This window comes from Pseudomonas sp. A34-9 (assembly GCF_029543085.1).
GTDB lineage: Bacteria > Pseudomonadota > Gammaproteobacteria > Pseudomonadales > Pseudomonadaceae > Aquipseudomonas.
In genome coordinates this window covers 248,382-269,600 of sequence record NZ_CP119967.1, presented here as the reverse complement: position 1 = coordinate 269,600, position 21,219 = coordinate 248,382, and the positions used below count along the sequence as shown (strand labels likewise).

The 21,219-nt window shown below is 59.8% G+C and carries 17 protein-coding genes; 9 read left to right on the top strand and 8 right to left on the bottom strand.

Going from position 1 to position 21,219, the window contains the following annotated elements; genetic code table 11:
* A complete protein-coding gene (locus P3G59_RS01155; protein WP_277760128.1) occupies positions 1-810 on the bottom strand; it encodes an energy transducer TonB in 810 nt (269 codons plus the stop codon).
* A gap of 354 nt (positions 811-1,164) precedes the next feature.
* Here P3G59_RS01155 and P3G59_RS01150 point away from each other — a divergent pair, with 354 nt between their 5' ends.
* Positions 1,165-1,479, top strand: coding sequence for a hypothetical protein (locus tag P3G59_RS01150; protein ID WP_016985138.1), 315 nt, complete (start codon positions 1,165-1,167; stop codon positions 1,477-1,479).
* Between the two features lie 205 nt (positions 1,480-1,684).
* Here the strand turns inward: P3G59_RS01150 and P3G59_RS01145 are convergent, their stop codons facing one another.
* Entirely contained in the window at positions 1,685-3,028 is a 1,344-nt protein-coding gene (locus P3G59_RS01145; protein WP_277760127.1) for an aryl-sulfate sulfotransferase, read from the bottom strand.
* Positions 3,029-3,051: 23 nt separating this feature from the next.
* Complete coding sequence (locus P3G59_RS01140; RefSeq protein WP_277760126.1) at positions 3,052-5,412, bottom strand: TonB-dependent receptor; 2,361 nt, start codon at positions 5,410-5,412, stop codon at positions 3,052-3,054.
* 165 nt (positions 5,413-5,577) lie between these two features.
* Between P3G59_RS01140 and P3G59_RS01135 the strand changes: the two genes are divergently transcribed.
* On the top strand, positions 5,578-6,522 hold the full coding sequence (locus P3G59_RS01135) for a LysR family transcriptional regulator (protein ID WP_277760125.1): 945 nt from the start codon (positions 5,578-5,580) through the stop codon (positions 6,520-6,522).
* 190 nt (positions 6,523-6,712) lie between these two features.
* Positions 6,713-8,329, top strand: a complete 1,617-nt coding sequence (locus P3G59_RS01130) for an alkaline phosphatase family protein (protein ID WP_277760124.1) — start codon at positions 6,713-6,715, stop codon at positions 8,327-8,329.
* Between the two features lie 212 nt (positions 8,330-8,541).
* On the opposite strand, the gene P3G59_RS01125 is transcribed toward P3G59_RS01130, so the two are convergent.
* Positions 8,542-9,450: a TauD/TfdA family dioxygenase gene (locus P3G59_RS01125; protein ID WP_277760123.1), complete on the bottom strand. Its 909-nt coding sequence runs from the start codon at positions 9,448-9,450 to the stop codon at positions 8,542-8,544.
* A gap of 181 nt (positions 9,451-9,631) precedes the next feature.
* Here P3G59_RS01125 and P3G59_RS01120 point away from each other — a divergent pair, with 181 nt between their 5' ends.
* On the top strand, positions 9,632-10,552 hold the full coding sequence (locus P3G59_RS01120) for a LysR family transcriptional regulator (RefSeq protein WP_277760122.1): 921 nt from the start codon (positions 9,632-9,634) through the stop codon (positions 10,550-10,552).
* A gap of 117 nt (positions 10,553-10,669) precedes the next feature.
* On the opposite strand, the gene P3G59_RS01115 is transcribed toward P3G59_RS01120, so the two are convergent.
* A complete protein-coding gene (locus P3G59_RS01115) occupies positions 10,670-11,683 on the bottom strand; it encodes an ABC transporter substrate-binding protein (protein ID WP_277760121.1) in 1,014 nt (337 codons plus the stop codon).
* 381 nt (positions 11,684-12,064) lie between these two features.
* Between P3G59_RS01115 and P3G59_RS01110 the strand changes: the two genes are divergently transcribed.
* From P3G59_RS01110 to P3G59_RS01100, 3 genes are read left to right on the top strand one after another with little or no spacing between them, the layout of a single operon-like run.
* Entirely contained in the window at positions 12,065-13,663 is a 1,599-nt protein-coding gene (locus tag P3G59_RS01110) for an ABC transporter permease (protein ID WP_277760120.1), read from the top strand.
* On the top strand, positions 13,660-14,475 hold the full coding sequence (locus P3G59_RS01105; protein WP_277760119.1) for an ABC transporter ATP-binding protein: 816 nt from the start codon (positions 13,660-13,662) through the stop codon (positions 14,473-14,475). The genes P3G59_RS01110 and P3G59_RS01105 overlap by 4 nt, the downstream gene beginning before the upstream one ends.
* Positions 14,476-14,489: 14 nt before the next feature.
* A complete protein-coding gene (locus P3G59_RS01100) occupies positions 14,490-16,100 on the top strand; it encodes an arylsulfatase (protein WP_277760118.1) in 1,611 nt (536 codons plus the stop codon).
* A gap of 214 nt (positions 16,101-16,314) precedes the next feature.
* Here P3G59_RS01100 and P3G59_RS01095 read toward each other — a convergent pair whose 3' ends face one another.
* The gene (locus P3G59_RS01095) at positions 16,315-17,385 is read right to left on the bottom strand and encodes a fatty acid desaturase (RefSeq protein WP_277760117.1); all 1,071 of its coding nucleotides are present in this window, start codon (positions 17,383-17,385) and stop codon (positions 16,315-16,317) included.
* A 100-nt stretch (positions 17,386-17,485) separates the two neighbouring features.
* Between P3G59_RS01095 and P3G59_RS01090 the strand changes: the two genes are divergently transcribed.
* A complete protein-coding gene (locus tag P3G59_RS01090; RefSeq protein ID WP_277760116.1) occupies positions 17,486-18,490 on the top strand; it encodes an AraC family transcriptional regulator ligand-binding domain-containing protein in 1,005 nt (334 codons plus the stop codon).
* A 40-nt stretch (positions 18,491-18,530) separates the two neighbouring features.
* Here P3G59_RS01090 and P3G59_RS01085 read toward each other — a convergent pair whose 3' ends face one another.
* Positions 18,531-19,916, bottom strand: coding sequence for a heavy metal sensor histidine kinase (locus tag P3G59_RS01085; RefSeq protein WP_277760115.1), 1,386 nt, complete (start codon positions 19,914-19,916; stop codon positions 18,531-18,533).
* The gene (locus tag P3G59_RS01080) at positions 19,906-20,586 is read right to left on the bottom strand and encodes a heavy metal response regulator transcription factor (RefSeq protein WP_277760114.1); all 681 of its coding nucleotides are present in this window, start codon (positions 20,584-20,586) and stop codon (positions 19,906-19,908) included. The genes P3G59_RS01085 and P3G59_RS01080 overlap by 11 nt, the downstream gene beginning before the upstream one ends.
* A 135-nt stretch (positions 20,587-20,721) precedes the next feature.
* Between P3G59_RS01080 and P3G59_RS01075 the strand changes: the two genes are divergently transcribed.
* Positions 20,722-21,207 carry a heme-binding protein gene (locus P3G59_RS01075; protein ID WP_277760113.1) on the top strand — a complete coding sequence of 162 codons (486 nt, stop codon included), beginning with the start codon at positions 20,722-20,724 and terminating at the stop codon, positions 21,205-21,207.
* Positions 21,208-21,219 lie beyond the last annotated feature (12 nt).

Genomic DNA, 21,219 nt, shown 5'->3' with positions numbered 1-21,219 from the left:
TTAATGAATCTTGAAATCGATGGGCACGCTGACCCAGCCGTCCTGGGCGACATTACCCTGCTTGGCCGGGACGAAACTCCAACGTTTCACGGCGTTCAGTGCCGCGTCGTCGAGCTGTTGCCGACCACTGCTTTTTGCAATCTGAATCTCGCCGGGTTTGCCGCTGGCCAACACGTGCACCCGTAACAACACCGTGCCTTCCCAACCGCGACGCTGAGCCAGCGACGGGTATTCCGGTGCCGGGTTTTTCAGGTACGCAGCATTCGCTGATGCCGGGGTGACCGGTGCCGGCGCGGGAGGAGCAGGTGGCGCTGGCGCTGCAACCGGGGCTGCCGGTTGTGGCGGCGCCGGTGGTTGCTCGACCGCTTTCGGTGCTGGTTTGGGTGCCTGTTTAACCACCGGTTTCGGTTTCGGAACCGGTTTTGGCGGCGGCGGTTTTACCGCCAGCTCGTCTTCCACCGGTGGCGGCGGCTCAACCACAGGCGCAGGTGGCGGCGGCACGACAACCGGTGGCGCTGGCGGTGCCGGGCGCGAGAACTCGATGGTCATCGGCGGAATTTCCGGTGGCACGATCGGCAGCACCGGCGTCGGCTTCTGGCTGATCCAGTAGATCACCGCGCCATGCACCACTAACGCGAGCACGCCAAGCAGAATAGTTTCACGCCGACTCAGAATGCCCTTGGGCGCACGCTGCAAACGCAGCTGCGCCAACGGCACACGATGCGGCCGGCCGAGATCGACCAACTCGCCACCCGGCGTCTGACGCCACAGCAATTCCTCTGCGCTGGCGGCGGTCTGGACATTGCCCATTGATTCACTCCCTGCGGTCTTTTTGCGTTCTCTACAAAAACTGCCGATCAACCGTTTGTTGAATCCCCCACGGCGGATCGATGGGTGAATCATTGGGCTTGACGCTTATCTCCGAAAGTAATCTTTTAAGTTATGAATAGATCATTAGGATATATAAGAATCGATCATTTCTCGCAAAGCCACGCCAATCAAGGGCCGCAGCCGAGCGTCCGAAACGCCATGCTTTTCAAGCATTAAAAGTATTCGCTGAAGGTATGGGGCAGCCATACATTCCTGCTTACAACAATCGAGTTGATTGACATGCCGTGGGCGCATTAGATGTCAGCGCATTTTAAAATCGACTCAGGAAGAGTAATGATGCAATTAACCAAACGGACAATGATTTACATGGCGCTACTACTAGCGCCCTTATCGGTGGCGTCGGCCGCGACGAAGATCACACTGCCTGCGCAACTGGAGATCAGCAACAAAACCAGCTTCCCCCTTTATGTATTTCAAAACGAGTGGCGCAAAGTTGTGTTGCCGGGCGAACGTATTCAGACCAAGGACTACAAAGAGTCAGCTGTGACAGTCGCTACATCGACACCCGAGGCGGCAATCAAATTTGTGACGCTTAGTCACGCAAAAGGCTGCAAAGCGCAAACGTGTGTATTAATTACCGGGAATTAATAAAACGCCGGTATCGCAGCAGCGATTTTCTCGATGCTACAAAAAAGCCGCTACGCTCGATAAAGGCGTGGCGGCTTTTTTATCCCGTTGTTATCGCTTGACGACATTCAATCATTGTCCACGTCGCTTACTAACAAAATTGCAATAAGCAACATTCAACCCGCCCATAACTTTGCCGTTCGTTCGAGCCTTAATTCCAATTCAACTAACGACTGGCGTTGGTTTGCTGCACGCCAACAACCGGTGCATTGACCGCAGTCTCCGAGCGCGGCGTACCCGCTGGCACCCAGTCATAACTCACAGGCAGCGCCCGATACACCCAGTTGCTGAGCGCATCGCTGCCCGGCGCTTTGCCGAGATAGGGGCTGACGTATTCCCAGACGTTTTCACCGTTGGTCGTCACTTGGAAAAACCGTCCGTTCATGCCCTCATCGATCAGCGTGTTGCCATTGGGCAAACGCCGCGCGCTGCTGATGAACGAACTATAGAACGCCCAGCCCGGCTGCTTCGAATTCGCCGCGCTGTACTGCCAGACGATTTCGTTTTTCACCGGGTCGATTTCCAATACCCGCGAACCGGAAATCAGCCCGAGGGTGACGTTCGGATAACCCGCCGAACCCTGGTTATCGAACACCAGCAAGTTGCCAGCTCCGGGCAATCCGGCCGGAATGATGTGTGCATCATGCTGACCGACAAACTGATCCACAGGACGCGGCAGTTTCTGCGCGGTTTTCGGGTTGATCAGCGGCAGATTCGGGCCAAGGCGCCAAACCACTTTGCCGCTGTTCTTATCGATGATCGCGATGAAATTGGCGTTGCGTGAATCGATCAGCAGGTTGTCCGGATTGAAGCGTTTGTCACCGGCATCGAACCACTTGTTCGGCCCGACCAGGCTGAGGTTATTGATGTGCAGGTAGTCCGGATTTTCGCTGGCACGCACCAGTTTCAACTGCTCGGCGGTGAAGCCGAATTCACTCAGATGCTCCGACGCCAGCCACTGCCATTTCACCGCGCCGTCGGGGCTGACTTCATAGATCGCATCGTCGATCACCTCGGGCACTTTGAAGCCTTTGACCTTGTGCACCTTGTTCGCCAGCACCACAGTGTTGCCGTTGCTCAAACGGCGCTGATCATGGTGCTGCTGCGCCGCGCCACCGGGGGCCTTGTCGCCCCACTGCCAGACGACTTTGCCATTCCAGTCCAGCTCACCGACGCTCTGATTGCCCAGACCATTGCCGGCCGATCCAAGTTTGCCGGGGTCCTTTTCACTCAGTTGCAGCAGCACATGCCCGCGTTCACCGCCGACCAGTTGCGGGTCGATGATTGCGGAGGGAAAACCCGCCTGCGACCAGGTTTTCACCTCGTTACCATTCATGTCGATCAGGTGCGTCTGTTTGTCGGCGCCGCTGAAAATCACGTATTGGTTGAATGCCTTGTTCGGGTCATAACGGGTGACGCCGGTCGGGTAAACACTCGGCGCGGCGAAGGCGCCGGCACTGAGCACTGCGCCGGACAGCAACACCGGCAAAGCCGTTTTGATACGCAACATGATGCAGCTCCTTGAGTGACGAATCAGAAGTCGTAGCGACCGGTGACGCCGAGGGTCCGCGGTGTGCCGAGCAAGCCTTCATAGCCGCCGTTGCCGCCCGTCCACAGGGTCGTGTAGTAGGTTTTGTCGAAAGCGTTTTTCAGCCACAGCGACACGTCCCACTGGCCCTGGTTGAAGTCGCCGCGCAGGCCGGTGGAGAAGTTGACCACCGCATAACTCGGGATCTGCCCGTAGTCGGAATCCTCGACCGTGCCCACCGCTTTCGAGCGGAAGGCATAGCTGGCGGTGACGTAAGGTTCGAAGCCGTTATCCAGATTCCATTTGTATTCGCCGTTGGCGTTGCCGATCCATTTCGAGGCGCCGACCACCTGATGCCCGCTGAGGTCGCAAGAGGCCGGAGCGCCCGGCGCCTGACTGACTTCCGGCGGGCACGGGGCATCTTTGTACGAGAGATAGCTGACGTCGTTGTAGGAGCCGTTGATGTTCAGGGTCAGCCCGCGCAACGGGATTACCGTGCTTTCGAACTCGACCCCGCGCGAACGCACGGAACCGGCGTTGGTCAGGTATTGCACGCGATTTTCGGCGTCATAGGCGTTGGTCTGGTAAGCGTTGACCTGAGTCCAGAACACGTTGGCGTTGAGTTGCAGGCGGTGGTCCCACAACGTGCTCTTGAAGCCGAGTTCGGCGTTGTTCGCACGCTCGGTGCCGATCAGCAGTGAATCGGCGCCGGCCACCGGAGCGGAACCGACCGCAAGGTTAACCCCGCCGGATTTCTCGCCGTGGGACAACGTGGCGTAGCCCAGAACATCATCGGTGATGCGGTAACTGAGGTTGAGCAGTCCGGACGGACTGGAGCTGTACTGATTCAAATCGCCGGAATCATAAGCACCGGCACGCCCGCGCCGCGCCGTTGCGGCAGCACCGGCGACGGTCGCACCGCCGACCGGCGCATTACGCGTGACCCAGGCGCTTTTTTCTTCATAGGTACCGCGCACTCCGGCGGTGAAGTCCAGACGTTCGCTGAGATGCCAGGTGCCTTGGGCGAACAGCGCAAAGCTGTCGGTCTTGATGTGGCCGTTGCCGACGCTGGTGACGTTGGCCAGCGCACCGGCCGGCGTGCCGTTCCAGATGTCGGCTTGCGGGCCGTAATAGGCGAAGGATTTGTTGTCCAGATTGTTGCCGAAGTAGTAGGCGCCAACGACGTAATCGAAAAACTCGCCCTTGGGCGAGGCCAGGCGAAATTCCTGCGAGTACTGTTTGTCTTCCACCGACACCCCGGCGTTGTAACTCGCCGGCACGTTGAGACCGTCGTCGTTGCGCGGGGTGAAATTCCAGAAGCGATAGGAGCTGATCGAGGTCAGCGTGAAATCGCTCGGCAGCGTCCAGTTCGCTTCGACCGAGGTGCCGCCCTGATGCACGGTGACGTGCTGGTCGTTGTCCAGATTGACCTTGCGGTGCGAACCGTTGACCAATGTTGCGCCGGCTGCGTTGGCGCGGGATTGGTAGAGATTGACGCCATTGATGGTCGGCCCAGTGCTGTAGAGCACGCGGGTGCCGGCGCTGGAATCCTCCTCGTTGTAGTCACCGATCCAGCGCAGATTGAAATCTTCATTGGGCTTGAACAGCAGTTGCGCGCGGAAGCCATCGCGTGAGCCGCCATTCAAATCATGGCCGTCGTATTCGTTCTTGATGTCGCCGTCGCTTCGGGTGCGATAAGCCGAAAAGCGTCCGGCCAGTTGATCGTTGAGCGGCCCGGAAATCGTGCCCTTGGTCTGGAAGTAACCATCCTCGCCAACCGAGGTTTCGATGCTGCGTTCGGGTGTAAAGGTCGGCGCGCGAGTGCTGATGTTGATCACCCCGGCGGTGGTGTTTTTGCCGAACAGCGTGCCCTGCGGCCCACGCAAGACTTCGAGTTGTTCGATGTCCATCAAGTCAAACACCGCCATCCCCGGACGGCCCAGGTAGACGTTGTCGATGTACAAGCCGACGCTGCCTTCCAGGCCATCGCTGGCCGGGTTATTCCCGAGGCCACGGATCGACACGCTGGACTGCCGTGCATGCATGTAGGCGACGTTGACGCTGGGCACCAGTTGCTGCAAATCCTGAATGCGGTAGACCCGCTGTGTTTCCAGATTCTGTCCGCTGACCACACTCATGGGCGTCGGCACGTCTTGCGAACTTTCTTCGCGACGGCGGGTGGTGACGGTCACGGTTTCCAATTGCGAACTGTTGGCGGCAGGCTTGCCGGCCGGCACCGGCGCCGGGGTTTCAGACTCAGCGGCGTAACCGTGAGTCCAGCTCGCGCTCCCTGCCAGCAACAGGGCCAGAGGCAGGCGTTTGAGCCGTCGTGGCGTTAAGGGTGACGCAAGGTTCAACGGACTCATGGCGCGGCTCCTGGTCAAAAAACACACAGACATCTTCAGCGCTGCATATTCTTTTAAGTTATTTATTTATGGATTTACAAATATTTACTGCATAAGAGATTGCCTTTATAAGGAGTCGACGTAATGCATATCCAATGCATTTCCCGGATATTTTTTATGTGAAAAATGCATATCGACTTGCGCCAACTTCGTCACTTCATTGCCTTGGCTGAACAACGCAGCTTCGTCGCCGGCGCGCAGGCGGTGAACCTGTCGCAGTCGGCGTTCAGCCGCAGCATTCAGGCGCTGGAACACAGCGTCGGCTGTCAGTTGGTTGATCGCGGACGCAAGGAATTACCGCCGACCAAACAGGGCCTGGTGCTGCTCGAACACGCACGGCGACTGGTCAGTGGCGCGCAGCAGATGGCCAACGAGATCAGCCAGTTCAACGGGCTGGAGGCCGGGGAATTGCGCTTCGGTTGTGGGCCGGCGCCGGCGGCGGGTTTGATTCCTCGTGCCATCGGCAGTTTTATCGGTCGCTACCCCAAGGCACGGGTGCAGTTTCAGGTCGATGACTGGCAGAGTCTGAGCAAACGCTTATTGAGCGAAGAGTTTGAATTCTTTGTCGCTGATACTCGGCACTTTGAAGCCGATCCGGACTACCTGACACACCGGTTGCGGCCGCGTAAATGGCATTTTTGTTGCCGCGCGGGGCATCCATTGGCCGGGCTTGATCGGGTTAGCGCCGAGCAATTGATGAGCTATCCGCTAGCGGTGAGTATTCGTCCGCCGAACCTGCGCAAGGTCATCGTCGACCTGAGTGGGCGGCCGGATTTCACGCCGAATGTGGAGTGTGAAAACAGCTCGAGTTTGCTCAGTGTGGTGCTGCGTTCAGAGGCGATCGGGATTGTCGGGGCGTATTCGGATGCACTGCATCAGGCCAAGGGGGAGTTGGTGTGTTTGCGGATTGAAGGGTTGGCGGATGATCTGGAGGAGCTGTACACGCGTTATGGGATTGTCAGCCGCGCGGGGTATCGGTTGTCGCCGTTGGCGGAGGCGATGATTGAGCAGATCAAAGCGATTGATCAGCAGGATGAGGAGACTTGCTCGCTGCAGAATCTCGCCGTCTGATCGGACCTCTTCGCGAGCAAGCTCGCTCCCACAGGGGAACGCAGTCTAAATCTGGGAGCGAGCTTGCTCGCGAAGGGGCCGGCGCAGGCACCGATGCATTTCCTGCATAAAACCCATTCCCCAAATGCACTTGCCGAACACCCCCAGCGAAAGCGAAAACCCTCGCCTGTCCCTCTGACCGGTGAACCCCATGCCCACCCCGCCAAACCCCGTGCGCAACGTGCTGTACATCATGTGCGATCAACTGCGCCGCGATTACCTGTCCTGCTACGGCCATCCGCATCTGCACACACCAAACATCGATCGCTTGGCTGCGGCCGGCGTGCGCTTCAGCCGCGCCTACACCCAAGGCACGATCTGCGGCCCCTCGCGGATGTCGGCTTATACCGGGCGCTACGTCAGCAGCCATCAGGTGGCGTGGAATGCCGTGCCGTTGCCGCTGGAAGAACTGACCATCGGCGATTACCTGCGTCCTCACGGCATTCGCACCGCCCTGGTAGGCAAGACCCACGCCACAGCAAATGTCGACGCGCTACAGCGCCTGGCAATCAACCCGGAAAGCGAACAGGCCGAAGTGTTCAACGAAGTCGGCTTCGAACCGTACATGCGCCACGACGGCATCTATCCCGACGATCCGCTGTTCGACGACAAACGCGAATCCGCGCCCTATACCCATTACCTGCGCGAACACGGTTTCGACGGCAAAAACCCCTGGCACGACTGGGCCAACGCCGCCGAAGGCGAAAACGGCGAAATCCTCAGCGGCTGGAAAATGCGTCATTCGAATTTGCCAGCACGAATTCCCGAGCAGCACTCAGAGACTGTCTACACTACAAATCGAGCCATCGACTTCATCACCGAGCAAGGCGAGAAATCGTGGTGTTTACACCTTTCCTTTATCAAACCGCACTGGCCCTACATCGTACCAGCGCCGTACCACGCCTTGTACAGTACGAAATCGATTCTCGAAGCGGTCCGCGCGACGCCCTCCGAAGCCAGTAAACACCCCGTATACACTGCTTTTCGCCAGCACGAGGAAAGCCTCAACTTCTCCCGCGACTCAGTACGATTGACTGTAATCCCTACGTACATGGGCCTGATCAAGCAAGTGGATGATCAGCTCGGGCGGCTGTTCGATCTTTTGCAGAGCAACGGCCGCTGGGATGACACGTTGATCGTGTTCACCAGCGATCACGGGGACTTTCTGGGTGATCACTGGCTGGGTGAGAAGGAATTTTTGCTGGAGCAGGCGGTGGGCGTACCGTTGATCGTGCGCGATCCTCGGGCGGCGGCAGATGTCACCCGGGGAACCGTCGATGATCGACTGACAGAAACCATCGATGCGCTACCAACGTTTCTTCAGGCACTGGGACTACCGGGTGCAGAGCATCGGCTTGAAGGGCGTTCGTTGATCCCGCTTCTGCACGGAGAAAATCCGGGCTGGCGCCGCTATGCGATCAGCGAATACGACTACGCCTTCCAGGCACCGGCGCGGGAGCGTTTAGGCCAGCCGATCGATCGTTGCCGCATGACCATGGTGCGCAGCGAGCGCTGGAAATACCTGGCGTACGACGGCTTTGGGCCGCAGTTGTTTGATCTGCTGAATGATCCGCAGGAGCTGCGTGATTTGGGGGATGACCCGGAATTCGCGGCGGTGCGTGAGGAGCATGCGGGGTATTTGTTCGAGTGGGTGCGCGGGTTGAAGCGGCGGACCACGATCAGTCATCAGGAGATTGATTTGCGGGGGCAGCGGTTTCGCTATGGTGAGCCGGAGAGTGAGAAGGTTGTTCAGATTGGTGTTTGGTAGCGGGAAGAGCCCCTCACCCTAACCCTCTCCCAGAGGGAGAGGGGACTTACCTTGGGATATTGAAGAAACACGCCGACCTGGAAGAGCAGCACCGAATCCATAATCGCCTCAATCTTTCAGGTCGATGTATGACGCAAGACACCTCCGGCGGCCCCCTCTCCCTCCGGGAGAGGGCTGGGCGGGCGGCGTTCCGATGAGGGTAGCTTTTGATCTTACTCACGACCCTTGATGGTCTGACTACGCTGCCCCGAAACCCCAACCGGCACCTCACCCTTCAACGTCACCCGACGCACCACCCGATCCTGAGTCCCGTAGTCATCAATCGCGTAATGCTGCGTCGAGCGGTTATCCCAGATCGCCACATCACCGGCCTTCCAGCGCCAGCGCACGGTGTTTTCCTGGCGGATCACATGGCTCTGCAACAGCCCGAACAGGTGCGCCGAATCCGCCTGCGAATAGCCCTTGATGCGTTTGACGAAATGCCCCAGCAGCAAGCTCTTCTCGCCGCTGATCGGGTGCACGCGCACCACCGGGTGCTCGGTCTCGTAAACGGTGGAGGTGAAGACCTTGCGATAGCGTTCGAGCTTCTCTGCCGAGACGTCCGGTTTCGCGCTGGCGTAGTCGTATTCGTTGCTGTGCACGGCGACCAGTTTGTCGGCCAGTTCTCGCAATTCGGTCGGCAAGCCGTTGTACGCCGTCGCGGTATTCGCCCACAGCGTGTCGCCACCGAAGGCCGGGGCCACCACCGAGCGCAGGATCGAGGCTTTCGGGTAGGCGTCGACGAAGGTCACGTCGGTGTGCCAGGAGTTGGCGCGCTGACCTTCAGCGCCGTCCAGTTCGAGCAGATAACGCGTGCCTTCGCGTGACGGCACGGTCGGGTGCGCCACCGGTTCGCCGAGCAAATGGGCAAACGCTTCCTGACGCTGGTCGTCAAGCTGAGTCTGCTCGCGAAAGAACACGACTTTGTACTGAACCAGCGCCTGTTGAATGGCTTCGACGGTGGCGGCGTCGAGTTCACCGGACAAATGCACGCCACGGATCTCGGCGCCGATACGACCGGCCACCGGATGGATTTCCAGCGCGTGGACAGCGGGTTTTACTGCGAGTGCGGCATTGCTCATGGGTAGACCCTCATCGACTGTTTACGGTTGGACGGCAGCGAAACAACGCTCTATCTATATTCCATTTACATCTAATAGATATTCACATGCTTCGTTGACGGAATAAGAGCTTGCATTTAAAACCTCTAGCAACCCTCGTCGCAAATGCCTTCGAGCTATTTTTAGGATGCCGGAAAAGCATATGGATCTTCGCCAGTTGCGTTACTTCATCGCCCTCAACGAGCACCGCAGTTTTGTCCGTGCGGCAGACGCAATGGGCATCACTCAACCGGCGTTCAGCCGCAGTATTCAAGGGTTGGAGCAAGAGTTCGGCTGCGTGCTGGTAGATCGCGGCAACAAGGATTTGCGCCCCACGCCTGAAGGTCAGGTGGTGCTGCAGCACGCCCTGAGCCTGGTGCAGGGCGCGGCGTTGCTCAGTGCCGAAGTGACGCAGATGACCAAGCTCGATGCCGGTGAAGTGCACTTCGGTTGCGGCCCGGCGCCGGCGGTGAAACTGGTGCCCGATGCTGTGGCGCAATTCATCAATGCGCACCCGAAAGTACGCACCTGTTTTCAGGTGGATAACTGGGAAAAACTCAGCCGCGCACTGAGCCGTGAAGAGATCGAATTCTTTATCGCCGACATTCGTCATTTCGAGTCGGATCCGAACTTCCAGACCCAGGCGCTGACGCCCAAACGCGGGGTGTTTTTCTGCCGGCCGGGGCATCCGCTGCTAGCCAAGGAAAGCCTGTCGACCAACGACATGTTCGACTACCCGCTGGCGACCACGCTGATACCGCCGGGCATTCGCAAATTGCTGGCGAATCTGAGCGGCAGGATCGATTTTTCCCCAACCATCGAGACCGAGCATTTTCCGGCGCTGGTCAAAGTGGTACTGCAATCGAATGCCATTGGTATCGGTACCGAGGAGGCGTTCTACGAGGACATTGCCCAAGGTTCACTGGCGCTGTTGCACTGGCGCAATCTGCCGCAGAACCTCGAGAGCATGAATGCGCGGTGCGGGATTGTCAGTCGTACCGGGTTTCGCTTGTCCCCGGCGGCGAGGGCGATGATCGAGACGCTGGTGGCTGTGGATAAGCAGGAAATCAGCGTCGCCGTTTAAGAGGATCGTTCCCACGCTCTGCGTGGGAATGCAGCCCGGGACGCTCGGCGTCCCAAAGCGGACGCGGAGCGTTTATTGAGGCGTTCCCACGCAGAGCGTGGGAACGATCGGCGTGCGTTAGAGCTTGGCCGCTGCCAACTCAGGCGCGACCCAATCATTGACCTTGAACGGCTTGCGAATCAGCTTCTGCTGCGCCGCCAGATCAACCTTGTCTTGCAAGCTACCCAGGAACACCGGATCCAGCGTCGACGGGAACACTTCGCTCAATTTCTGATCCTTGAGGTCCTCGGTGAGGATCACCGGTGGATAACTCGCCAACCCCGAGACCAACTGCACGTAGGCCGCCTTGTTACTGTCCTCGGTCAGCCACTCCACCGCCTGTTGCTGCGCCTTGAGCAATTTCGCCACCGCCTCCGGGTGTGCATCGACAAACTTGCCCGTGCCGACCAATACCGACTGCACGCTGCCGGCGCCACCCAGATCTTTGGTGTTCAAAGGCAACTCGGCCAACCCCTTGGTCTGCAACGCCGCCAAACCGGAACTGCCCCACGACGCATCGATCTGTTTGGCCGCCAGTGCGGCGGTCGCGCCGGTGAAGTCGAGGTTGATCACCTTCAAATCCTTCTCGCTCAGACCCTGACTGGCCAGCGCTGCATCGAATGACAGTTGCGTCGCAGTGCCGCGAAAGATCGCCACGCGCTTGCCCTTCAAATCCTGCAGGGTCTTGATCCCGGAGCCCGGCACCACGCCCAGATACTGCTTCACCCCACGCGCACTGGCGCTGAGCAAGCGCGTATCGAGGCCATTGGACTTGCCGATGATCGCCGCCAGATCGCCCAGATACGCCAGATCGACTTGACCGTTGGCAAACGCCTCATTGATCACCGGCCCGGCACCTTTGAAGAAATTCCACTGAATCTTGATGCCCTGATCGGCGAAGGCTTTTTCAAAAATCTGCTGATCACGCAACACATCGACCACACCGCCGCCACTGTGCTGAGTACCCGCGCTCAGGTCAGGCACGGCGATCCTGATTTCCTTGAGTTCATCGGCCTGGGCGGTGACCGCCAGCAGACCCGCCAGCACAGGAACGGCAAACAGACTGAAAACACGTTTGAAGGGGAGGTTCATGGGTGCAGCTCCTTGATCACGACGGGCGTTGAGGAGCCGAAAGTAGGCCGAATGCATACCTTCGCTTAAATACTATAAATGCACATTTTTATAGCTTTTTAAGCTAAGCGAGCAGCGACGGGGCTTGCAGCGGCGTATGCATAAACAGCATCGAAAATATTCTTCGAATGCATTGGATGCGCGTGGGCTGGAAGCCTTAAATGGCGCTGCTTATCTCTAAAAATACATTTTACACAATCACTTATAACCTTTTGTTTGTTGCTAATACCGCTAAAGATCGCAGCCTTCGGCAGCTCCTACTGGGTCCACGCAATTCCGAGCAGGAGCTGCCGAAGGCTGCGATCTTTTGATCTTGAGCCAACCCGACAACGGAGGTCACCCATGGCCCGCCAATCCTTGCTCAGTCTGCCACTCCCCGCGCCGCCGCTGAAAAGCCGCCGTACCTGGACAAGCCTGAACCAGCGCCTGTTGCCATGGCTGCTGCCCCTCAGCCTGTTCACCCTGTGGTGGCTGACCGCACGCAACGAGTGGATGAGCGAACAGATCCTGCCCGCGCCGTCGCTGGTGTGGAACAGCGCCGTCGAACTGGCGCATGGCGAGTTGTGGAGTCACTTGTGGATCAGCCTGCAACGCTTGTTCTGGGGCTTGCTCGCAGGGATTTCCGCCGGTGCGGTGCTCGGTGCGGCGCTGGGTTTCAGCCGCCGTCTCGAACGTCTGGTCTTCCCGACTTTCGCCGGTCTGTCGCAGGTGCCGACGCTGGCGTGGATTCCGTTGTTCATGGTGTTTTTCGGCATCGGCGAAGTGCTGAAACTGGTGGTGCTGATCAAAGCCATCGTCGTCCCGGTGACCCTGCACACCCTCGTCGGCGTACGCGATGCACAGCCAAAACTGCGCGAGGCTGCCGCCGTGCTACGTCTGCCGCCACACCTTCTGATCCGTCGCCTGGTATTACCCGCCGCCCTTCCTGCGTTCATGGCCGGCGTACGCCTGGCACTGGCGGCTGGGTGGACATCGCTGCTGGCGGTCGAGCTGCTCGCCTCCAGCGAAGGCATCGGTTACCTGATGGTCTGGGCGCGGCAGTTGTTCATGCTCGATATCGTCTTCGTGTGCATCGTGGTCATCGGTTTGATCGGTGTGGCGATGGATCGCGGCATCGGTCTGCTGGACCGCAAACTGGTGCACTGGCCGCATCCGGCTACCGCCGAAATTCGTCGCGGCCCGCGTCATGAAGGCTGGCAGCGCCTGCAACCGTGGCTGCTGCCACTGAGTTTGCTGGCGGTGTGGCAATTGGCGAACGAGCAGCAGTGGGTCGACAACAACATTCTGGTCAGCCCGTTGGCCGTGTTGATCACTGCCTGGGACGGCGTGCTCGACGGTACGTTGGTCAGCGGTATGGCCCTGAGCCTGGGCCGCACCCTAGCCGGTTTACTGTTGGGCGGCGGCCTCGGTTTTGCCCTCGGCTTGCTGCTGGGCTTGTCGCGCACCAGCGAACGCGTGCTCGGCCCGACCCTCGCCGCCCTCCGCCAGATCGCCATCTTCGCCTGGGTGCCGCTGCTCACCGCGTGGTTCGGTCTCGGCGAATTGGCCAAGTGGGTATTTGTCGCCCTTGCCGCGTTCTTCCCACTGTTTATCGCGACGCAACGCAGCGTCGCCAATCTTTCGCCACAACTCAACGAAGCCGCACAAGTCCTGCGCCTGAGCCTCGGGCAGCGTTTGCGCCGGCTGGTGCTGCCGGGCGCCGCTCCGGGAATTTTCGCCGGTCTGCGCCTGAGCCTGATCTACGCCTGGCTCGGCACCATCGGCGCTGAATATTTCATGCCGTCCAACGGCGGCATCGGCAGCCAGATGATCGGCGCACAACAACTGCTGCGCATGGACCTGATCATGGCCGGCATGCTTTTCGTCGGCCTCACCGGCGCCCTGCTCAACCTCATTGGCCAACGCCTGGAAATTCGCGCCACCCGCTGGAGACACGCATGAACGCACCGATTGTCAGCTTCAACCATGTAGGCAAATCCTTTGACGTCGACGGTTTCGAACTGGAGGCGATTCGCGAATTCAACCTGGACATTGCCGAAGGCGAATTCGTCGCCATTGTCGGTTCCAGCGGCTGCGGCAAATCGACGTTATTGCGCTTGCTGGTCGGCCTCGATACGCAGTTTCGCGGGCAGATTACCGTGGACGGCAAAGCCGTCAGCGGCATCGGCGGCGAGCGCGGCATTGTCTTTCAGGAACACCGTTTATTCCCGTGGCTGACCGTCGCCGACAACATCGGCCTGGGCCTGGTCAACGAGCCGCTGAGCGCTGCGCAAAAGCAACAGCGGGTCAACGATTTCATCGATCTGGTCGGCCTGCGCGACTTCACTCGCGCCTATCCGCACCAGCTCTCCGGCGGCATGGCCCAGCGTGTGGCGATAGCGCGCGGCCTCGTCGCCAGCCCGCGCATTCTGCTGCTCGACGAACCCTTCGGCGCGCTCGATGCACTGACCCGCCAGCAGATGCAGGACGAGCTGCTGGCGATCCGCGACCGGGCAAAAATCACCACGATCCTCGTCACCCATGACGTTGAAGAAGCAATCTTCCTCGCCGACCGCGTGGTGGTGATGGAGCCGCGTCCGGGACGAATCAAGCAAGTGGTCGACATCGCCCTGCCGCACCCGCGCCAGCGCAGCAGTTTCGACTTCCATCAGTTGCGTGAAGAGCTGCTGCACGAGCTGACCAGTGACGACCATTACCAACCGAGCGTACCGGTGCAGATCCGTGATCTGCCGCTGACGTTCATTGCCTGCTGAACAGGAGTTTTGCGATGCCGCAACGTCCCAATTTTCTGGTGATTCTGGCCGACGACCTGGGCTTCTCCGACATCGGTGCATTCGGCGGCGAAATCGCCACACCGCATCTCGATGCCCTGGCCAACAACGGCCTGCGCCTGACCGATTTTCATACTGCACCGACCTGCTCGCCGACCCGCTCGATGTTGCTGACCGGCACCGACCACCACATCGCCGGCATCGGCACCATGGCCGAAACACTGACCCCGGATCTGATCGGCAAACCGGGTTATGAAGGCTACCTCAACGATCGCGTGGTGGCGCTGCCGGAGCTGTTGCGCGAGGCCGGTTATCAAACGTTGATGAGTGGTAAATGGCACCTCGGTTTGAAGGCCGAACTGGCGCCCCATGCCCGAGGTTTCGAGCGCTCGTTTTCGCTGCTGCCCGGCGCGGCCAACCACTACGGTTTCGAGCCGACCTACGATGAGCAAACCCCCGGCCTGCTGAAATCCACCCCGGCGCTGTACATCGAAGACGATACGTTTCTCGATCAATTGCCGAAGGATTTTTATTCCTCCGATGCCTTTGGCGACAAGCTGCTGCAATACCTCAAGGAGCGTGACCAGACCCGGCCGTTCTTCGCTTATCTACCGTTCTCCGCGCCGCACTGGCCATTGCAGGCGCCCGCTGACATCGTCGAGAAATACCGGGGTCGATACGACGCGGGTCCGGAAGTATTGCGCCTCGAGCGCCTGGAAAAACTCAAAGCCCTCGGCCTGATCGAACCGGACGTCGAGCCGCATCCACTGATTCAGTTGACCCAGCAGTGGGACGCGTTGAGCGATGAACAAAAACAGATTTCCGCGCGGGCGATGGAGGTCTACGCGGCGATGGTCGAGCGCATGGACTGGAACATCGGCCGGGTCGTCGATTACCTGCGCCAGCAAGGGCAGCTCGACAATACGTTCATCCTGTTCATGTCCGACAACGGTGCCGAAGGCGCGCTGCTGGAAGCGTTCCCCAAATTCGGTCCGGAACTGGTGACGTACCTCAGCCAGCATTACGACAACAGCCTCGACAACATTGGCCGGGCCAACTCCTACGTCTGGTACGGGCCGAACTGGGCGCAAGTGGCGACCGCGCCGTCACGGCTGTTCAAGGCGTTCACCACCGAGGGCGGGATTCGCGTGCCGGCGCTGTTGCACTATCCGCAATTGGCGCTCAAAGGGCAGATCAGTCATGGCTTCGGCACGGTGATGGACGTCACGCCGACCATTCTCGATCTGGCTGGCGTACGCCATCCGGGCAAGTTATGGCACGGTAAACCGGTAGCGCCGTTGCGTGGCAAATCGTGGTTGGGGTTCTTGTCTGGCGAGACCGCGCAGGTGCATGACGAGCATACGGTGACAGGGTGGGAATTGTTCGGGCGCCGGGCGATCCGGCAGGGGTCGTGGAAGGCTGTGTGGATCCCCGGGCCGGTGGGGCCGGCGACCTGGCAGCTCTACGATTTGAGCAATGATCCGGGGGAGATTCATGATCTGGCGGTGAGTCAGCCGGACAAGCTCGCCGCGTTGATCGGGCATTGGCAGCAGTATGTCGAGGAGACCGGGGTGATTTTGAGTGAGTCGCCGTTTCAGCCGGATTGAGGGCAAGATCAAAAGCCCCTCACCCTAACCCTCTCCCAAAGGGAGAGGGGACTGACCGAGGTGTCTTTCGTCAACATCGACCTGAAAAATCGGGTCGATTATGGATTCGACGAAAAACGTTCAGGTCGGCGTAGTTCCCCCAATATCCCCCAATCGGTCCCCTCTCCCTATGGGCGGTCCGACGTTTCGGGAGGGTTAGGGTGAGGGCAGTTTGTCAGGCCTCCACCGCCTCACCAGAAACCGCGATTTCATCCCGACGAACAAAGCGGTTCGCCCGCCCAAACGTGCCGAAATCATTAAACCGAACCCCCATCTCGCGCATCACCTTATGCGCCACCGGCACGGTCATCTGGCGAATGTAAAACGGTTCCTTCACGACAAAATGATGAATCCCGTGGCTGCTGCCAAAGTTGAAGCAGAACGCCTGCAACGGCCACAACCACCAAGGGTTCAACACCTGGCACTGCTGCAGCACATTGCCCGGCTCGACATCGCCGTAGTAATGCATGTTCGAGCTGATGAAGTGCAGGCAAAAGGTGCGCAACACGTTCGGGCCGATGATCACCACGGCGGCGATATCGATCACCTGAATCACCGACAATGTGGTCGCTGACCATTCAATCGGCGAGCCCATCAGGTAAGCGATGCCGTTGGCCGCATGAAAACCGAGAAACACATACCACGCGCCCCAATGCACCAGCGCCAGCGGCGCGTAGACCTTCAGCGTGCGCTTGATGATGCTGAACTTGTGCGCCCAGGTCTTGGCCCGCAGCATGCGGATGAACGCCGACATCACGTTGTCGCCAACCATCAGCAAGCGCGCAAAACCCCACGGCTCACCGTTGGTGATCGCGCGTTCTTCCATGTCGGTTTCAGTGCCGGAGACCTTGTGGTGATTGAGGTGCAAATGCCGGCGAATCCACGGGTTGATCGTGCTTGGCCGCGCCAGCCACACCAGGCCCATCATCAGGTTGTGTGGCACGCGCTGCTTGCGGAAGTACATGCTGTGGATCAGGTCGTGTTCCAGCTCATGGGTCAGCGACGCGAAAAACGCATTGAGCAACAGGCACACCCACCACGCCATATGGCCGCTGATATACAGCGTCGCCGAACCGATCATCCCGATCAGGGCAAAGGCCAGAATCACCGCGCCCAGCGCATCCTGATGCTTGAGAATCGGGTAGCGCTCGCGCAGCTCGACGCCTTTGGCCAGCACTACTTCGCGAATATGCGCTGATCGCTGGGCCGCATTGTGTCGTGGGGGACTTGCAGAAGTACCGTCCATGCTTCCATCCTCGGGTTTATGATGTTCGCATCGTGCCTCGCCAACGCTTCAATTGCGGTAGCCGAGAACGCCAACCTGTTGACCGGAAGCGCCAATCAGCATGAAGGAACCGACCTCCCTCGCCAGCTGGACCCGTGCCTTGCGCAAACAACTCGATGCGCTGGGGCTGGACAGCATTGCCTTGTGCCAGCAGGCCGGGCTCGACCCCCATTTGATGGACGACCCCAACGCGCGCTATCCGCTGTCCGGCACGACGCGCCTGTGGGAAATCGCCGTACAGGTCAGCGGCGACCCGGCGATTGGTCTGCGCGTGTCGCGGTTCGTCAGCCCGACCACGTTCCATGCCCTCGGTTACGCGCTGGTCGCCAGCGGCAGTTTGCGCGAGGTGTTCGAACGTATCGTGCGCTATCACCCGGTGGTCAGCGACGCGCTGGAACTGGAGCTGAGTCGTGGCGACGACCGCTATCAATTCCGCCTGAAAATTCCGTCAGGCAATCCGGCGCCGGCCTTCGAAGCTATCGATGCCTTCACCGCGATCTACGTGCGCACCTGCCGCAATCGCCTCGGCCGTGATTACGCGCCGCTGGCCGTTTACCTGCGCCGCCCGGAACCGAGCGATGCGCACCAATGGCACAAAGTCTTCCGCGCCCCGGTGCATTTCGGCTGTAGCGAGGATCGCCTGGAATTCGCCCTCGCCGACTTCGACAGCCACCTCGACGACGCCAACCCGGAACTCGCCGAACACAACGAAGCGGTGCTCAAACGCACGATGGCCCAGCTCAAACCGCTGACCTGGGAGCGCAAGGTGCGCGACGCGATTGAAGAACAATTGCCGGAAGGTGAGCCCAGTGCAGAACGGATTGCCCAGGCGTTGCACTTGAGTTTGCGCAGTTTGCAGCGGCATTTGGCAGATGAGGGTTGCCGCTTTGACACATTGCTCAACGAAAGCCGCGAGAATCTGGCGTTGCTGCACCTGCGCGATCCGCAGTGTTCGTTGAGTGAGGTGAGTTATTTGCTCGGTTTTGCCGACACCAGCAGTTTCAGCCGCGCGTTCAAGCGCTGGACGGGGATGACGCCGGGGCAGTTTCGCGATGGGTTGCGCTGATACAGAATCAGCTTGTCTGATCTGCTCGCGATAGCGCCCTTTAATTCAACGCAAAACCCAGTTCAAAAACGGTGCCGTCAGCATCACTACTCACCCGCACCTGCCCCCCATGCAACTGCATGATCGACTGCACGATCGCCAACCCCAACCCACCCGAATCCCCCGGCTCCGCCCGGGAAGGATCGACGCGATAGAAACGATCAAACAGTTTGCCCAAATGCTCGGGTGCAATCGCCGGGCCGTGGTTGTGCACCTGCAACCAGCACCAACCCGCCTCGTCGCGACGATGCAAACTGATCACGGTTTCGGAATCAGCGTGGCGCACGGCATTGGCCAGCAGATTGCCGAGGGCACGTTGCAGCAGTTGCTGATCGGCACGCAGTTCGCCATGCAGTTGATTGTCCAGCCGCAGATCGCGGTCATCGGCCAAGGCTTCAAAGTAATCGCACAGTTCACTGCCAACGCAGTGCAAATCCAGTGTTTGCAGATTGAGCGCGCGCTCGGCCTGCTCGGCGCGGGCAAGGAACATCAGGTTTTCCGCCATGCGTTTGAGTCGCTCGAACTCTTCCATGTTCGAGGCCAGCACTTCCTGATATTCCTCGATACTGCGCGGATGATTCAGCGCCTGTCCGTTACTCGCCAACAAAGTGTGCAGCGGCGTGCGGATCTCATGGGCAAGGTCGGCGGAGAACTGCGACAGACGCTGCACGCTGTCGTCCAGCCGCGCGAGCATGCCGTTGAGCGCCTGCACCGGCTCTAGCAGTTCGGCGGGCGTGCCGGTGGCGGGCAGGCGTTGATCGAGGCTGCGCAGATCGATGCCGCGTACCGCTTCGCTCAACTGACGCAACGGTTGCAGGCCCCGGCGCAGTAACAGCAAGCCCAGGGCAAAAGCGAGCAGCGCACCCAGCCCAACTGACATGTACAAGCGCAGGCGATAGCTGCCGAGCATCTGCTCACGCTCGCTCAGCACCTTGCCGGCGATGACCGTCAGCGGCTCGCCGTTCGGCCCTTGCGCCGCGCCGGATAACAGCGCCAGTTCGGCGCCATCCGGCGCTTGCCACGTCAGCACGTCACGGCGCTGCGGCGTTTGTTCGCCGGGGATTGCGTTGAGGGTTGGCAGATCGCGCTGACGCGGGTTGATCGCAATCACACTGGAGCCATCGGCGCGACGCACCAGCAACAGGCTGTCGAGATTGCCGAGCATGTTCTGATACAGCCGTGGCCGTGCCTGCAAAGCGTCGAGGCTGTCGCTGTCGGCGAGCAACGCGCGCACTTGCTCCAGCCGACCGAGCAAGGCGAGGTCGTCGCGGTAGGCGATTTCCGAGGCGAGCGAGCGGTAGAGAAACACGCCAATCGCGCTCAGCACCAAAGCGCAGACCAGTGCGAACGCCAGCGCCAGGCGCCAGGCGATCGACCTAGAGCGCATCGTCAGGGGCTTCCAGTTGATAACCGACGCCGCGCACGGTGTGGATCAGTTTCGGCATGTACGGGTCATCGACTTTCGCGCGCAAGCGGCGTACCGCGACTTCGACCATGTTGGTGTCGCTGTCGAAATTCAGGTTCCACACCTGCGAGGCGATCAGCGTGCGCGACAGCACTTCGCCCTGACGGCTGGCGAGCAAGTGCAGCAGGGCGAATTCTTTGTTGGTCAGCGCGATGCGCTGGCCACCACGGCTGACGCGGCGGCGCAGGACGTCGATTTCCAGATCGGCGATGTTGTACGACTCAGCTTCGCGCATCGGCCCGCGTCGCAGCAAGGTGCGCACGCGCGCGAGCAGTTCGGCGAAAGCGAAGGGTTTGAGCAAGTAATCGTCGGCGCCCAGTTCGAGACCGCGCACGCGGTCTTCAATGGCGTCCTTGGCGGTGAGGAACAGCACCGGCGTGGCGCCGCGCTGGCGAATCAGCTGCAGCAATTGCCAACCGTTGAGGCCGGGCAGCATCACATCGAGGATGATCAGGTCATATTCCTGTTGCTCGATAAAGTAGCGCCCATCGAGGCCATTGAGCGCCACGTCTACGGCAAAACCCGACTCGCCCAGGCCTTTGGCGAGGAAATTCGCGGTTTTGGCTTCATCTTCTACGACCAGCAAACGCATGGCACACCTCGATTGATAGGCACACAGGCTAGGCGTCTTCGGCGGCGTTGCCCATTACAAACTTGTAATCAGACTGACGAGGTTCTGACGAAGACCGGCGATTAAGGTGACGACCTTCGCTTTTGGAGCCTGTCCATGACCGTCAAATACCTTGTAGCCAGCCTGGCCTTTGGCCTCAGCGCCAGCGTGTTCGCAGGCACAGAACTGCCGCGCCATGCCGACCTTGATCTTGAAACTGCACGTCTGCTCGCCGACACGGCAATGGCCAATTGCACCGGCACGGTGTCGGTGCTCGACCGGGGCGGCAATCTGCTGGTGACCCTGCGCGGCGATGGCGTCGGCCCACACAACACCGCCGCCAGCCAGCGCAAGGCGTACACCGCGCTATCGACCAAAACCGCGACCCGGTTGTTCGCCGAACGCGCTCGCAGCAATCCGGAAACCGCCAACCTCAACACTCTCGACGAATTGCTGCTACTTGGCGGCGGGATTCCGCTGTTCGCTGCTGATGAACTGGTCGGTGCGATGGGCGTGGCCGGCTCCGGCGGCGGTGAGCAAGACGAAAACTGTGCAATCAAGGCTGCCGAAAAAACCGGCCTGGCCACTATCCGTTCCCAATAAGGAGATGCATCG

What these genes read in the sequence shown, in the direction of transcription:
- P3G59_RS01155 (WP_277760128.1), bottom strand. Translation starts at nt 810, where the DNA reads ATGGGCAATGTCCAGACCGCCGCCAGCGCAGAGGAATTGCTGTGGCGT.
- P3G59_RS01150 (WP_016985138.1), top strand. Translation starts at nt 1,165, where the DNA reads ATGATGCAATTAACCAAACGGACAATGATTTACATGGCGCTACTACTA.
- P3G59_RS01145 (WP_277760127.1), bottom strand. Translation starts at nt 3,028, where the DNA reads ATGTTGCGTATCAAAACGGCTTTGCCGGTGTTGCTGTCCGGCGCAGTG.
- P3G59_RS01140 (WP_277760126.1), bottom strand. Translation starts at nt 5,412, where the DNA reads ATGAGTCCGTTGAACCTTGCGTCACCCTTAACGCCACGACGGCTCAAA.
- P3G59_RS01135 (WP_277760125.1), top strand. Translation starts at nt 5,578, where the DNA reads ATGCATATCGACTTGCGCCAACTTCGTCACTTCATTGCCTTGGCTGAA.
- P3G59_RS01130 (WP_277760124.1), top strand. Translation starts at nt 6,713, where the DNA reads ATGCCCACCCCGCCAAACCCCGTGCGCAACGTGCTGTACATCATGTGC.
- P3G59_RS01125 (WP_277760123.1), bottom strand. Translation starts at nt 9,450, where the DNA reads ATGAGCAATGCCGCACTCGCAGTAAAACCCGCTGTCCACGCGCTGGAA.
- P3G59_RS01120 (WP_277760122.1), top strand. Translation starts at nt 9,632, where the DNA reads ATGGATCTTCGCCAGTTGCGTTACTTCATCGCCCTCAACGAGCACCGC.
- P3G59_RS01115 (WP_277760121.1), bottom strand. Translation starts at nt 11,683, where the DNA reads ATGAACCTCCCCTTCAAACGTGTTTTCAGTCTGTTTGCCGTTCCTGTG.
- P3G59_RS01110 (WP_277760120.1), top strand. Translation starts at nt 12,065, where the DNA reads ATGGCCCGCCAATCCTTGCTCAGTCTGCCACTCCCCGCGCCGCCGCTG.
- P3G59_RS01105 (WP_277760119.1), top strand. Translation starts at nt 13,660, where the DNA reads ATGAACGCACCGATTGTCAGCTTCAACCATGTAGGCAAATCCTTTGAC.
- P3G59_RS01100 (WP_277760118.1), top strand. Translation starts at nt 14,490, where the DNA reads ATGCCGCAACGTCCCAATTTTCTGGTGATTCTGGCCGACGACCTGGGC.
- P3G59_RS01095 (WP_277760117.1), bottom strand. Translation starts at nt 17,385, where the DNA reads ATGGACGGTACTTCTGCAAGTCCCCCACGACACAATGCGGCCCAGCGA.
- P3G59_RS01090 (WP_277760116.1), top strand. Translation starts at nt 17,486, where the DNA reads ATGAAGGAACCGACCTCCCTCGCCAGCTGGACCCGTGCCTTGCGCAAA.
- P3G59_RS01085 (WP_277760115.1), bottom strand. Translation starts at nt 19,916, where the DNA reads ATGCGCTCTAGGTCGATCGCCTGGCGCCTGGCGCTGGCGTTCGCACTG.
- P3G59_RS01080 (WP_277760114.1), bottom strand. Translation starts at nt 20,586, where the DNA reads ATGCGTTTGCTGGTCGTAGAAGATGAAGCCAAAACCGCGAATTTCCTC.
- P3G59_RS01075 (WP_277760113.1), top strand. Translation starts at nt 20,722, where the DNA reads ATGACCGTCAAATACCTTGTAGCCAGCCTGGCCTTTGGCCTCAGCGCC.